This is a genomic window from Stenotrophomonas sp. YIM B06876 (assembly GCF_030711595.1).
Lineage (GTDB): Bacteria > Pseudomonadota > Gammaproteobacteria > Xanthomonadales > Xanthomonadaceae > Stenotrophomonas.
Genome location: NZ_JAUJUJ010000010.1, coordinates 29,213 through 43,161, shown reverse-complemented (window position 1 = coordinate 43,161; position 13,949 = coordinate 29,213). Strand labels below are relative to the sequence as shown.

Here is a 13,949-nt window from a genome sequence, read left to right as displayed (position 1 = left end):
CGCTGTGTGACCTGGCAAAGCAATCAGCCGCCGCAGCCGCCACAGCACACCGACGGCAGCCGTTCGATCTGCGCCAGCGTCGCGGCACAGCCGGCGTTGCCGAGGATCATCAGCAGCTCGCTCTGCCTCACGTTGGCGCAAACGCGCAGCGTCGTGCCCGACCCGGCCACGTCCACCAGTCCGGCCGGGTCCAGCTCCTGCAGTCCGGTTTCAATGGCGGGAAGGTCGATCTGTGCGGAGGCCAGGCGGACAGTGAATTCCATGGTGGAATCCCGGAGGTGGGTGGTTGATGAGGGGCACGACCGGGCCGGGCCGGCCAGCGGCGCCGGCGGTCGACTATCCGGGCCGGCCGTCGAGACGCGGACTGAGATAGATCCAGCCGATGCGGCTGACCCACGGCAGCAGCGCCAGCAGCCAGCCGGCCGCGGACAGCACTTGCCACAGCAGGGCATCGGGAACGATCTCGGCCACCACCCGCATCACCGCCACCCCCTGCAGCGTGAAGAAGGCGAACCAGGCCGCGGCATACATGGCCAGCGGCCGCCCGGAATGGCCCTGGGTGACGCGGGTCACCATGGCCACCAGCACGCTGCCGAAAAAGCCGATCGACAGCGCATGGATCGGCGCCCGGCCCAGAATGAATTCACCCGACAGCGCGTAGACCGCGCTCTGCAGCAGATACAGCGAGAAGGTGACCGGCAGCCAGGCCAGGCCAATGAACAGCGCCGCCAGCAAACCCGGCATCCGCGCGCGCGGCCACCAGTGCCACAGCGCCTGCAGGGACAGCAGCAGCAATGCCGCATCGGCGACCCACAACCACTCATGGACCTGCGCCAGTTCCAGCGGCAGCCGCAACAGCAGCGCCGTCCACACCGCCGTCAGCCACGGCAGCGGCCGCCACAGCGTGTAACCGGGCACCACGTTGCCGGCGAAGAACGGGAACATGCGGTGTGCCACGGTCAGGTACACCGGCAGCAGCAGGCCCATGCCACCGAGTTTGATGCTGAGCAGCGCCAATGCCGGCGGGGCGCCCACGGTGAAGGCGATGAAGCACAGCACGCCGGCATAGCCGATCAGCAGCGCGGCAAAGCATGAGCGCGCATGCCAGGTGCGGCCTTTTTCGGCGAACAGCAGCCGCCCCAGGATCAGCAGCCCGGCCGTCCAGCCGGCCGCCGCCAGGAGCAGGCCCGGAATGAACAGCAGGCGCCAGCCGCTGAGCGACAGCAGGATCAGCAGTTGCCCGCCCATCAGCCCCGCGCCGACCGGGACATGGCGCCAGCGCAAAAGATCCGGCAAGCCCATCCAGCGCGGGAATACGGTCAGCAGGAAGCCGAAGATGAAGCTGGGCAGCACCAGGTACAGCATGACGAAGGCATGCACCCAGCCGGCATACACCGGCGTCTGCGGCATCGGCCAGCCCTTGCCCAGATGCGAGGCCAGCCACAGCGCCCACCACAGCATCGCCAGCAGCAGGTTGCTGGCCCCGACGAAGAACAGCAGGCGATGCGGGGCCTGCAGCAGTTGCCGGGCCGAGGCACCCTGGGCCAGTGCGGAAGCGGTCTCCATGGCCGCAGTCTGCGGTGGCCGAGCGCGCGCTACCTTGACGTGGGTCAGGTGAAGCGCAGATTGCGGGTGCAGGCGCCGCAGGCCTGGGCAGCCGGGGCGGTGCGGTGCAAGAAAGCCTGCGCAGCGGCAGGTGGGGACCAGTGGCGCAAGGCGCGGATCGGCGCGGCGCGGGCACAAGCGGACGGTGGCGATGCTGCAGGCAACGCCTCGCCCCCCGGGCGGGGCGGCAGGGTGTCAGTCGCGCAGAACGGCGCGGGCCAGCGTTTCCAGCCGCGGCATGTCCAGGATTTCGACATCGCGCTGTCTGATGCGCACCAGCCCGTCCTGCTCGAACCGGCGCAATATCCGGCTGACCGTTTCCGGGGCCTGCCGCAGGTAGTTGGCAATGTCGGTTCGCGACATCGTCAGCTGGAAACGCCGCGGCGAGAAACCGCGCACCGCCAGTCGCCGCGACAGGCCGATCAGGAACGCCGCGATGCGTTCGTCGGCGGTGTTGTCACGGGCGAACAGCGAGGCCACGCCGATATCGCGGCTCATCAGCCGGAACAGGTGCTGCTGCAGGTTGGGCAGGCGGGTGGCCAACAGCGCGATCCTGGGGAAGGAGAACCGGCACAGCATCACCGTATCCAGCGCGACCGCATTGCAGGGATAGCGATCGCCATCAATCCCGTTCAGACCGATCACTTCGCCCGGCAGATGGAAACCCAGGACCTGCTGCTGGCCATCGGGATCGACCCGGTAGGTCTTCACGGTGCCGGCGCGCACGGCGGCGATCGTGCCGAATGCATCGCCTTCGCGGAACAGGTGCTCACCGGCATGCAGCGGTCCGACATGCTCGACCAGCACGTGCAGCTCCATCAGCGCCCGCTTGTCCATCCCTTCCGACAGGCAGGCCTGCGAAAACGCACAGGTGGAGCAGAAGCGCAGGGCATTGCCATCGTCGGACAGCACGCTGCCGTCGGTGCGCGGGAAAACCACCGGTGAACTCATGCGGGCGCTCCCGCGGCGCGGGCCGGACCGTCACGGGAAACCGTGCCGGTGCAACTCTTGACCGCGCAGGGGAGGTTCAGTCGTAGCACCGCGCCATGATACATCCGCCACTTCGCGTGATACCCGGGCCGATCCGTGCGCGCGCGCCGATCAGGTGTGGCGGGCCGTCTTGCGCCACTGCCGCGCGACCGGGCCGCAGCGGCGGTGGATCCGTCTGCGCCTTGTGGATATTCCGGTAGTCCCGGTTGTCAGCCGGCCCGTGTTTGCAAGGAACTCCACGCTAAGGCCGCCTTGCACCGGCCTGGGCGGGTCGGCCCCGGTGCGACGCAGGAATGCGGCGCAGGCGGCGTGCGTCATCGCCTGATCCGCCACATAGGAAATGGCAACAGGCGATGTGCGCTCTTGCCTCGTGGGGTCGGCGCCAGAATGACTGGCCGCTTCCCGCCAGACGCAGTGAAGCGCCCCCGATCGCGTTGTCGCAGGCCGCCGGCGTGCGCGCTGGGGCGGATCAGCCGGTGACGGCCCGGTCCAGCTGGCGGTAGCCGATCGCTTCGCTCAGATGCGCGCTCCGGATGTCGGCCGCGTCCGCCAGGTCGGCGATGCTGCGCGCCACCCGCAGGATGCGATGCATCGAGCGCGCCGACAGCTGCAGGCGGTCCATCGCCCGCTCCAGCAGGGCGTCGTCGGCCGGGGTCAGGCGGCAATCGCGCAGGGTCTCGGCCTGGTCCAGATGGGCGTTGGCTTTGCCGGCGCGCTGTTGTTGCAGCGCCCGCGCGCGCTGCACGCGTTCGCGCACCATCGCCGTGCTTTCGCCGTCGGCGCGGTCCGCGCGCAGATCGGCCGGCGGCAACCGCGGCACCTGCACATGCAGGTCGATGCGGTCCAGCAATGGCCCGGAAATGCGCGCACGATAGCGGCGGATGTGTTCGCCCGAACAGCGGCAGCGGCCGCTGCTGTCGCCGGCCCAGCCACAGGGACACGGGTTCATTGCGGCGATCAGCTGGAAGCGGGCCGGAAACTCGGCGCTGCGCGCCGCGCGCGACACGGTGACGCTGCCCGATTCCAGCGGTTCGCGCAGCACTTCCAGCGCATGCCGGTTCCATTCGGGCAACTCATCGAGAAACAGCACGCCGTTGTGGGCGAGCGATATTTCTCCCGGCCGTGGATGTGAGCCGCCACCGACCAGCGAGACCGCGCTGGCGGTGTGGTGCGGCGCGCGATAGGGGCGCTGGCGCCAGCGGGTCGGGTCCACCCCGCGGCCGCTGACCGAGGCCACCGCCGCGGTTTCCAGCGCCTCGGCCTCGCTGGCCTCGGGCAGGATGCCGGGCAGGCGCGAGGCCAGCAGCGTCTTGCCACAGCCCGGTGAGCCCATCAGCAGCAGGTGGTGGCACCCGGCTGCGGCGATTTCCAGTGCGCGGCGGGCCTGCAGCTGTCCGCGCACGTCGGCCAGATCGGCCACCCGCGCCGGCTCGGCGGCCGGTGCCACGGCATCCGGCAGCTGCCTGCTTCCGCCCAGCGCCGCACAGACTTCCAGCAGCGTACGCGCCACCTTGACCGTGGCCTGCTGCGCCAGCGCCGCCTCACCGGCATTGCCCGGCGGCACCACCAGGATGCGGCCATCGCGCGCGGCGGCAATCGCCGCCGGCAACGCGCCATCCACGCTGCGCAGTTCGCCGGTCAATGCCAGCTCGCCGAGGAATTCATAGCCGGCCAGCGCCTCGCGCTCGATCTGGCCGCTGGCGGCGAGAATGCCCAGCGCGATCGGCAGGTCGAAGCGGCCGCCCTCCTTGGGCAGATCGGCCGGGGCGAGGTTGATGGTGATGCGCCGGGCCGGGAACTCGAACTGGGCGCACAGGATCGCCGCGCGGACCCGGTCGCGCGACTCGCGTACCGCCGCTTCCGGCAGGCCGACGATCTGGGTGGAGGGCAGGCCGCCGGAAAGATGGACCTCGACCCGCACCGGAGGCGCATTCACCCCCGCGCGGGCACGGCTGTGCACCAGCGCCAGGCTCATGGGGGCCGGTTCAGGGGGCGGCGGAAGGCGGGGTGGCGGCGGCGCGCGATTCCATTGCGGCCACGGTCCGTTCCAGTGCGTCCAGTTTCTCGCGGGTGCGCAGCAGCACCGCGCGCTGCACTTCGAACTCCTCACGGGTGACCAGGTCCAGCCTGGCCAGCCCGGCCTGCAGCGCGTTCTTGAACGTGGCCTGCAGTTCCTCGCGCGATTCGCGCAATCCCGGCGGCACCAGGTCGCTCAGGCGGCGGGCAAGCTCGTCAATATGGTTGAGGTCGATCATGGTCGGTCTCCGCAGAATGGCTCGAGCCTAGGGCTGCCGTGCACGTGCGGCTATCGGTAGGGGGAGCACGGGGGCGTAAGGATAATCCGATACGCCGCTGCCGGCACCCACCGGCGGCGGTCCACAGCGCGGGTGGCCGCGCTATCCTTCCGGGGAAATGGACAGGGGAATGCCCGATGAAAATGATCATGGCCATCGTCAAGCCGTTCAAGCTGGATGACGTGCGCGAGGCACTGGCCGAACGTGGGGTTGCCGGTATCACGGTGACCGAGGTCAAGGGGTTCGGGCGGCAGAAGGGCCACACCGAGCTCTATCGCGGCGCCGAATACGTGGTGGATTTCCTGCCCAAGGTGAAGATCGAGGTGGCGGTCACCGACGCGCAGGCCGACGAAGTGGTCGAGGCCATCGTCAAGGCGGCCGGCACCGGCAAGATCGGCGACGGCAAGGTGTTCGTGTACGACCTGGGCAGCGTGGTGCGCATCCGCACCGGCGAGCTGGACGCCGACGCGCTCTGAGGGGTGCGGCCGGGCCTCAGCCCTGGCGCTCGAGCTGGCGGCAAAGCCGCATCAAGAGTGCAGGCGCATTTTGGCCGCACCGGATTCCTGCGCGCCCAGCGCTGGCGCCGGACGCATGACCAGCCGGCCGTTTTCCGGCGGCAGCTACGAAAAGCCCCGCGCTGACAGACAGCGCGGGGAACAGGCACACGGGCTGACGCTTATTCGCCCAGCGCCTTGGCCACGAACGGCGGCGACACCAGCACGCCGGTGTGCAGCGGTGCGGTGTAGTACAGCGTCTCGAACGGCTTGGCGGCCGCGTCGGCCTGGCGGAACTCGAAGCCGCCGCCCTTGCGCGCCAGGGTCACGCTCCACCAGCCGGTCGGGTAGCAGGGCTGCGGGAACGGCAGGGTCTTGAAGGTGCTGAAACCGGCCTTGCCCATTTCGGTGCGCATCTCGTTGATCAGCGCCAGCTGCGCCAGCGGCGATTCGGACTGCTGCACCAGGATGCCGTCGTCCTTCAGCGCCTTGAAGCAGCTGGCGTAGAAGGCCTTGTTGAACAGGCCTTCGCCGGGCCCGACCGGGTCGGTCGAGTCGACGATCACCACGTCCACGCTGCCGGCCGGGCAGTTGGCCATGTACGCCACGCCGTCGTCGAACAGCAGCTCGGCGCGCGGATCGCTGTTGGAATCGCACAGCTCCGGGAAATACTTCTCGGCCATGCGCGTGACCTGCTCGTCGATATCGCACTGGGTCACGCTCTCCACGCCGGCGTGCTTGAGCACTTCGCGCAGGGTGCCGCAATCGCCGCCGCCGATGATCACCACGCGCTTGGGCGCGGCGTGGGTGAACAGCACCGGGTGGCTGATCATCTCGTGGTAGAAGAAGTTGTCGCGCGTGGTCAGCATCACCGCGCCATCGATCAGCATCAGCTTGCCCCAGTCGGTGGTCTGGTAGATCTCGATCTTCTGGAATGGCGACTGCACCTCGTCCAGCTTGCCGCTGATGCGGTAGCCGATGGCCGAGCCGGTGGGCTGGAAGTGTTCGATGTACCAGTTGTCTTGGGTGGTCATGCGGTGATCCTGGAGGCAGGTCTTCTCCTTGCACGGAGAAGGGGGGCGGTGAAGGGCAAGGACGTAACGGCCGGCACGCTCGCGTGACGCGGGTTTCCCCTGGCCGGCGTATGGCGGCACGTTTATCGTCGTTGCAGCCGGAAGGTGGTTGCGGCGCGGCGCGGATTGTAACGGACCCTTGGGCAGGCAAGCGTTAGAATGCACGTCCGCGCCGCAACGGGGTTCCCGCCACGGCAATGAAGAACGCGTCGCCACGCGCCAGAAATAGCGAAAAGCCATGACTTCCAGCAGTACTTGGTCCCTCGACCAAGCCCGCAAGACCTATTCCATCCCGCATTGGGCCGATGGCTACTTTGACGTGGACCAGGCCGGGCACATGGTGGTGAGACCGACCGGCACGACCGGTCCGATGGTATCGCTGCCGCAGGTGGTGGATGCCGCACGTGCGGCCGGTGCCAGACTGCCGATGCTGGTGCGTTTCCCGGACATCCTCGGGCAACGGCTGGGCAAGCTGCAGGCGGCGTTCGCCCAGGCGCAGCAAGATTTCGACTATCCCGGCGGTTACACCGCGGTGTATCCGATCAAGGTCAACCAGCATCGCGGCGTGGCCGGTACGCTGGCCAGCCACCACGGCGAGGGGTTCGGCCTGGAAGCCGGTTCCAAGCCGGAGCTGATGGCGGTGCTGGCACTGAGCCGGCCGGGTGGCCTGATCGTCTGCAACGGCTACAAGGACCGCGAGTACATCCGCCTGGCGCTGATCGGCCGCAAGCTGGGCCTGCAGACGTTCATCGTGATCGAGAAGCCGTCCGAGCTGAAACTGGTGCTGGAGGAGTGCAAGGCGCTGGACGTCAAGCCCGGCCTGGGCGTGCGCATGCGGCTGGCCAGCCTCGGCGCCGGCAAGTGGCAGAACAGTGGCGGCGACAAGGCCAAGTTCGGCCTGTCGCCGCGCCAGCTGCTGGACCTGTGGAAGTCGCTGCGCGACACCGAGTACGCCGACTGCCTGAGCCTGCTGCATTTCCACATGGGCTCGCAGATTTCCAACGTGCGCGATATCGCCAACGGCATGCGGGAGGCGACGCGCTACTTCGTCGAACTGTCGCGGCTGGGGGCCAGGATCACCCACGTGGATGTCGGCGGCGGGCTGGGTGTGGATTATGAAGGCACACGTTCGCGCAGCTTCTGCTCGATCAACTACGGCCTGGACTCATACGCCAGCAATATCGTGCAGCCGCTGGCCAATGCCTGCGAAGAGCACGGCCTGACCCCGCCGCGCATCGTCACCGAATGCGGCCGCGCGATGACCGCGCACCATGCGGTGCTGATCGCCAACGTGTCCGAGGTCGAGCAGGCGATGGAAGGCCGTGTGCCGGACCAGCACGACGACGAGCCGGCCGCGATCCGCCACCTGCGCGAGATCCATGACGAACTGGACCGGCGCCCGGCGGTGGAACTGTTCCAGGAAGCGCAGCATTTCCATGCCGAAGGCCTGGCCAGCTACGCGCTGGGGCAGATCGACCTGCCGCAGCGGGCGCGCATTGACGACCTGTTCTATGCCATCGCCCATGCCGTGCGCGCGCGGCTGAGCTATGACGAGAAAAGCCACCGCCCGGTGCTGGACGAATTGAACGAGCGCCTGGTCGACAAGTACTTCGTCAACTTCAGCGTGTTCGAATCGATCCCGGATGTGTGGGCGATCGACCAGGTGTTCCCGATCGTGCCGATCGAACGCCTCAACGAGGTGCCCGAACGCCGCGGCATCATCGCCGACATGACCTGCGATTCGGACGGCATGGTCAAGACCTACGTCGAGAACGAGAGCCTGGACAGCTCGCTGCCGCTGCACGCGCTCAAGCCCGGCGAAAGCTACCGCATCGGCTTCTTCATGGTCGGCGCCTACCAGGAAATCCTCGGCGACATCCACAACCTGTTCGGCGATACCGACGCGGTGGAAGTGGTGGCCGACGAGGACGGCTACATGATCACCCAGCAGCGCCGCGGCGATACCACCGACGTGATGTTGGACTACGTCGGCTACTCGCTGGCCGAGCTGCGTGCGACCTACGCGCAGCGCGTGGCCGCCGCCAACCTGCCGGCCGAACGCGCCGAAGAGCTTGCCGCCGCGCTGGAAGCGGGTCTGACCGGTTACACCTACCTGTCGGACGAGCCGTTGGGTTGAGAGGCTTTGCTACATAGCTGCCGGCTGTAGCCGGCAGCTATCTCACCACAACAGCGCTTTTCTGGTCGGGTACGGATAACCCATATGACCGCTAGGTTGGTGTCGGTACCCATTGCCGACATTGGTCAGTACCGCTGCCGCAGACGTGTGTGCTGTGCCTTGGGGCTGCGTGGGAGCAACGGCCAATCAGCGCCGTTTCAAGATTTTCGCCAGCTGCGCCAACTGTGTTGCAGCTATCTCCGCTACGTTGGCGTGGCGTGATTCCACCGCGCTGTCACAACGCGGACAAGTATTGAAGTGATCCAAGCCGGGAATACGGCAATCACTGACCGGGCCGGGTGTAGTGTGTTTCCAGCCGCAGGTACGGCAGACGAAGGTGAGTGGCGGTGATGGCCATGCCATATGTATGTCCTCAGTCTTCCCGCAGGTTGTCATGCAGGGTTTTCACGTACTTGGCCAGGCCAAACAGTGCAAAGCCGTATACGACCGCACCACCAATCACTTTGAACATTGCATTCTCCACTGGTGGGAAAGGCCGCTCCCGGTATGAGAGCGGTGTGGAGACAGGATGTGGGAGGAATGCGACGGAATGTGTCGTGGCAAGAAGGCATTCACGATTTCCGACGTCACCCGGCAGGCTTCAGGTCTACGCCTTCCGTGAAGCTCTGCACTGATGCCTCCTTACAGGTCACTGTGGCCACATGCCGACATGCGCGCCGGCTTCGACTTCATGCGCATCGCTCATGCGGTCCACTCCCCAGAACACGCTGTAGACCGTGTTCGCATTGGGAAGGTCGATATGGTCTGTGCAGCCACGCCCAGTGAGGTGGTGGCATCGCTGCGCGGTACGGACAATTGCATCTCCGGGTCGCCGGCACCCATCGGGCCGAAGGTGTAGCGCAGGCTGCTGCCGGCATCGCACAGGGTGACCAGCTTGGCGTTGGTGGTGCCGCAGTGGAACAGCAAGGTTTCTCCAGTTTCGCAGGCATACGGGTCGCCTTTCTCCTTCGGCTCTGCATCCAGGGAATCGGCCCAGGTGCATTGGCCGTCGTTGCAGGTGCGATCGTCCTTGCAGGCGGTGTACTTGCCGCATTGCAAGGCCGTGGCCGGCAAGCCTGATGCGGCAATGGCTGGTTCGCCCCCCCCCCCCCCGCCTTTGCAGGCAACAAAGGGGGTAGCCAACGCCAGCAGCGCGGTGGTGGTGGCCAGGCGGTGGGGATGACGGCGCATTGAGGCTTCCGGTTCGGGTAATGGAGGGCGGACGAGTGAAACCGGGCGCATCAGCGCCCTTGACCGAACACGAAGCCCCTGAATCCCAGGGCCGCGAACAGCGGAATCAGACACAGCCATGAGATGAACGGCGCATCAAAGAAACGATCAGTCATGCCGAGGCCGTAATAGAGATCGTTGATTCGCATCAGCAGGCCGTGGTCGTTCATCACCAGCGCTTTTTTGGTGCGCCATATTGTTGCGCCCCAGGTGATCTTCCAGCCGCCGACATAGGCAATGGCAATGGCAATGACGGATTCGATCAGCCGCGAGGCACCGCCACGCTCCTCCTCAAAATCTTCGTCCTCGTCCTGCTCGTCCACTTCTTGCTGGTGCAGGTCGTTTCGGGCCGGCACTGCAACGTTGGCGTTGTTCTCTTCGCCGGGCAGCGGCGGCGGCAGTACTTTTTCGGTCATGGGCTTCTCCTGGTCGTCGAGAGGGGGCGACGCGAGAGCGGGCTTGTCCCTCAACGCCACTCACCATGGGTGGTGATGGCATGGAGCGATGGTGGGGGAGATGCGCGACAACTGGTGTCGCCAATCCATGTTGTTCACATCGTGGACTGACGAAAACAAATATGACCGACACGGCAGGCGTGCCGCGGTATTATTGCCGCAGATTCACGAATGGTCCGTGCGCTCCGCGATGACCAGACGGATTTCCACCCGGCGCTGGCGTGCATCCTCCGGCGGAATGCCCTCAAGCGGTTGCGAATCGCCAAACCCTGCAACGACAATCCGTTTGGAGTCGGAGGACTGAAGATTGTCCGCCAGCACTTTCCGAGTCTCACGCGCTCGTGCCGCCGATAACGTGTAGTTGTCGTCATAGACGGTGCAAAACCTAGCATAATCCGTAACTGGGCGTGACACCGGGCGATCATCGGTATGCCCTTCAACATAAACCCGCCCGTCCGGTACGCTTTCTAGAAAGGCGATCAGCTGTGCCTGAACATTGCTCAGCGCGGGGTGGGCAATATCGACAACACAGGCGCTGCCACGATTGAATACTCCGTCACGCAACGTGATCTTTCTGGTGCCTGTATCCACCGTGATCATGTCTCCGTTGATGGTATCGGAAAGTGATGCGTGCAATTGCCCCATTATCATGTTCAGTTTCTGTTGCTGCGGATCGCTAGCTTGCTCCAGCTCGGCCATACGCTTCTCCGCAGCAGTCTTCTGCAATACGGACATGACCAGAAGCAGCATCACCACCGCAACCACGCCTGCCATCAGGTCGGAAATTGCGATCCATTCGCTGGGCTTGTCTTTCATATATATATCCCTGCCGGATCAGTGGGTTGTGGTTGTTTTCAGGTTCTGGCCGGCCGAAAGGGGCCGTTGGGTTGCTTTCGAGGCTCGGGAGTTGTTGCTTCGGTCGGCTCGGCTGGTGTAGGCAGTTGACTGGTGTCGTGTTGGGAACTCTTGAGGGAAATGATCTTATCCATTCGGTCCATTAACTGGGGAGCAACATCACTGATTTTCCCAGAAACCCTTTCCATATTGGTGGCTATTTCATCCATCTTGCCAGCCAAACTTCCGACTGCCTCGGTCGCCTTTTTTACCTGCATCCTGGTGTCTGAAACAGCATTCAGTCCTGTGGTGATGGAATCTCTTGTGGAGACCTGCTCGCGGATTGATTCATTAATGCTCTTTGCAACATTTTCCGTCTGAACGGAAAAGTCATTTTGCAGGCTTTCCTGAATCTTGAGGGATCGTTCGGTAGATTCTTTTACTTGCTGGAGAGTGTCCTGGACATTGTGCGACAAAGTGTCCAGCGCGCTGGATATGTTCTCCGTTGCCTTGGAAAGGCCGTCACTGCCTGCTTTTAGCGTGGCAGCAGACTCCTCGCTCATATGGGCAATGGCGTTTCCAAGGTCTTGGCGCACATCGGAAAGGACTTGCTTGAACTCGGTATTGAATTCGTCAACTACTCGCTTCAAGTCTTCAGCTGCTTCCGCAACCTTCTTCGAGCCGCTGGCCATGTGTTGGCCGGCAGTAGCCATCTGCTGAACAATTTCCCGGGTTCCAGTACTGAACTCGACCATCTCGGAACTGGTTCTGGTCGTTGCAGCGCAGATGTCGCGCAGCAGAACGTTGGTGGCCTGAATCCCGGATACCGAATTGCAGGTCTCTCTCAGCATCCTGTTTGCGTCATCTTGACGCTGCATGAACCCGGAATCCGCATCGAATTTATTTTCGATCGATGCGATGGCGGAAACAATGTTTTTCCCGGTGGCGGCAATGGCAGAAAAAAGAAGCTCCTGTTTGTTGAGCTCTGAGTTTTGGTCTTCGTCTCGACGCTTCTCGAGGTCATCCTTCACCTTGTCGATGACCCATGCCAGACGATTCTCTTCGAGACGCCATAAAGCTAGATATATCTTCAGTGAGATGAAGCCGATGATTCCCCAGCTGGAGGTCTTGAATTTGCTGCCGAGATTGTTGAGCAGAACCCCTAGCTCATCATTCATGGCGTTGGTTGAGATTGTCCTGGACTGGTCCAGCAGCTCGGAGGCATTGTTCAGTGCCATGCCAAGCCCAATAAACGTGCCCAATAGGCCGAATACCAGAAGCAAGCCGGGCATTATGTCGGCGATCTTCTCGGGAGAAGTTGCGACTGCATTCCAGAGGTCGGTCACACTGCCATGGTCGATATTAAGGCTCTTTCCAGACCTCCCTCCGTTCCATTTCTTTTCCCAAGCGGCGGGGCGGGCAGTCCACGGGGTGATGATGGCGGTAATGAGAACGAATGCCGAGATGACAACAAAAACTCCGATTTGAAGCATGTCCTCCCTATTTGGTAAGAGAAACCCGATAAGCTCCTCAAGAATCATGCTGTCACCTCAATCACGCTTTCCATGCGGGACTTGGATTCCTTGCGGAAGACATTGGAAAAGTCAATGATGATCTCCTGCTCTTCATCGGAGAGTTCCTCGAAGGGGGTGTTTTTCTGGGCGGCCATCACGATTATTTCACCGATGCGACTGCCATCGTCGATGACATATTCACGACCCTCTTCCGAAAGCTGCTCCTCGCTCTTCTCCAGCATCTGCAGGAAACCTTCCATGGCATTGGCGAAGATTTCCTTGTCGTGCCTCTCCGTCCTGAGAGTCTTCAATTCGGTTTCTTGGGCTGCAACCGTCTCTTCAAGACTTGCCAGCCGTGCCGCTTCGGTATCGTCCAGCTCACCCTGCACTCGCTTCGCCGTTTTCAGACGTGTGATGGCAATGTTGTTGGAGTCCTGTTCGCCTCCCAGTGCCTTGATCTGCTTCCCCAGATCCTTGGCCTGCTGCGTCAGTAGTACACAGATTTCTTCCTGGACAAAAGACTGAAATGTCTTGCCGTGGTTTTCGTTGAGAAGGCTGTCAAGCCGTTTCGCACTGGCTTGAGTCAGCTCCGGGTTGGCCTTGATCAGATCGGATGCCGTGCGGATGACAAATTGATCATCAGCCGTCAGTGCATCCAGTGACTTTTGCTTAACCAGCTTACCTTTTACGGCACTCAGAAGTTTCTGGGTTGCCCGCAGGCGCAAGTAGTGGTCGTAGCTGGCCGGTTCGGAATCAATGACGTGTTGCAGGTCGGTTTGGGCGATACCCAGATCGTTGAGCGCATTTGCCAGTTCCAAGCCAGCACGTTGCTGAGCATCAAGTCCTGCCGAATCAGCCTCCGCGGTACGCAGTGAATCCCGATTGCCAACGGCTTGCTCGTATTCTTCCGCGGTGAAGAACGGAACCTCTCCGTTCTTGATCTGTTCCTCCATTTTCCTTGCCCACTTCCCTGCACTCTCAATGGCGCTGCCGACCTTCTTTGCGATTGGTGAATTTTCCAATGCCAGAAGGGCGTCTATACCCTTGGAAATTGCAGTTAGGGCAGCTTTGGCATACGGGTGGGGAACGCTGGCGGCCGCCATCTTAAGTGGAGCTTGGGCCTTTTCGATATAAGGCTTCACCTTCTTCCAGACCTCCTTTACCTCGCCAACGAATTTTTCGGCATTTTCCGCGACGAAATTGATGGCTTTCGCGGCAACGCGCTTGACCGTGGACACCACGGCGGTGGTAACGGATTCGAAAAGGTCCGAGAAAAATCCCATT

At 63.4% G+C, this 13,949-nt stretch carries 13 protein-coding genes; 2 read left to right on the top strand and 11 right to left on the bottom strand.

What is annotated here, in order from left to right; all coding sequences use genetic code 11:
• Positions 1–23: 23 nt before the first annotated feature.
• The 5 genes from QZH66_RS06340 to QZH66_RS06320 form a co-directional block, all read right to left on the bottom strand.
• The gene (locus QZH66_RS06340; RefSeq protein ID WP_305805117.1) at positions 24–263 is read right to left on the bottom strand and encodes a hypothetical protein; all 240 of its coding nucleotides are present in this window, start codon (positions 261–263) and stop codon (positions 24–26) included.
• A 73-nt stretch (positions 264–336) separates the two neighbouring features.
• The gene (locus QZH66_RS06335) at positions 337–1,566 is read right to left on the bottom strand and encodes an NnrS family protein (protein WP_305805116.1); all 1,230 of its coding nucleotides are present in this window, start codon (positions 1,564–1,566) and stop codon (positions 337–339) included.
• Between the two features lie 234 nt (positions 1,567–1,800).
• The gene (locus QZH66_RS06330) at positions 1,801–2,556 is read right to left on the bottom strand and encodes a helix-turn-helix domain-containing protein (protein WP_305805115.1); all 756 of its coding nucleotides are present in this window, start codon (positions 2,554–2,556) and stop codon (positions 1,801–1,803) included.
• 508 nt (positions 2,557–3,064) lie between these two features.
• Positions 3,065–4,570, bottom strand: coding sequence for a YifB family Mg chelatase-like AAA ATPase (locus tag QZH66_RS06325; protein WP_305805114.1), 1,506 nt, complete (start codon positions 4,568–4,570; stop codon positions 3,065–3,067).
• A gap of 10 nt (positions 4,571–4,580) precedes the next feature.
• A complete protein-coding gene (locus tag QZH66_RS06320; RefSeq protein WP_305805113.1) occupies positions 4,581–4,850 on the bottom strand; it encodes an accessory factor UbiK family protein in 270 nt (89 codons plus the stop codon).
• A 176-nt stretch (positions 4,851–5,026) separates the two neighbouring features.
• On the opposite strand from QZH66_RS06320, the gene QZH66_RS06315 reads away from it, so the two are divergent.
• Positions 5,027–5,365 carry a P-II family nitrogen regulator gene (locus tag QZH66_RS06315; protein WP_054662546.1) on the top strand — a complete coding sequence of 113 codons (339 nt, stop codon included), beginning with the start codon at positions 5,027–5,029 and terminating at the stop codon, positions 5,363–5,365.
• Between the two features lie 200 nt (positions 5,366–5,565).
• Here QZH66_RS06315 and speE read toward each other — a convergent pair whose 3' ends face one another.
• Positions 5,566–6,417 carry a polyamine aminopropyltransferase gene (gene speE, locus QZH66_RS06310; protein ID WP_305805112.1) on the bottom strand — a complete coding sequence of 284 codons (852 nt, stop codon included), beginning with the start codon at positions 6,415–6,417 and terminating at the stop codon, positions 5,566–5,568.
• Between the two features lie 277 nt (positions 6,418–6,694).
• Here speE and speA point away from each other — a divergent pair, with 277 nt between their 5' ends.
• Complete coding sequence (gene speA / locus QZH66_RS06305) at positions 6,695–8,593, top strand: arginine decarboxylase (RefSeq protein WP_305805111.1); 1,899 nt, start codon at positions 6,695–6,697, stop codon at positions 8,591–8,593.
• Positions 8,594–9,334: 741 nt separating this feature from the next.
• Here speA and QZH66_RS06300 read toward each other — a convergent pair.
• The 5 genes from QZH66_RS06300 to QZH66_RS06280 all read right to left on the bottom strand — a co-directional run bounded on the left by QZH66_RS06300 (position 9,335) and on the right by QZH66_RS06280 (position 13,948).
• On the bottom strand, positions 9,335–9,823 hold the full coding sequence (locus QZH66_RS06300) for a hypothetical protein (RefSeq protein WP_305805110.1): 489 nt from the start codon (positions 9,821–9,823) through the stop codon (positions 9,335–9,337).
• A 50-nt stretch (positions 9,824–9,873) separates the two neighbouring features.
• Positions 9,874–10,278, bottom strand: coding sequence for a hypothetical protein (locus tag QZH66_RS06295; RefSeq protein ID WP_305805109.1), 405 nt, complete (start codon positions 10,276–10,278; stop codon positions 9,874–9,876).
• Positions 10,279–10,482: 204 nt separating this feature from the next.
• Positions 10,483–11,133, bottom strand: a complete 651-nt coding sequence (locus QZH66_RS06290) for an OmpA family protein (protein WP_305805108.1) — start codon at positions 11,131–11,133, stop codon at positions 10,483–10,485.
• A gap of 38 nt (positions 11,134–11,171) precedes the next feature.
• On the bottom strand, positions 11,172–12,692 hold the full coding sequence (locus tag QZH66_RS06285; protein ID WP_305805107.1) for a hypothetical protein: 1,521 nt from the start codon (positions 12,690–12,692) through the stop codon (positions 11,172–11,174).
• The gene (locus QZH66_RS06280) at positions 12,689–13,948 is read right to left on the bottom strand and encodes a hypothetical protein (protein WP_305805106.1); all 1,260 of its coding nucleotides are present in this window, start codon (positions 13,946–13,948) and stop codon (positions 12,689–12,691) included. Before QZH66_RS06280 ends, QZH66_RS06285 begins: the two co-directional genes overlap by 4 nt.
• Position 13,949: the final 1 nt, after the last annotated feature.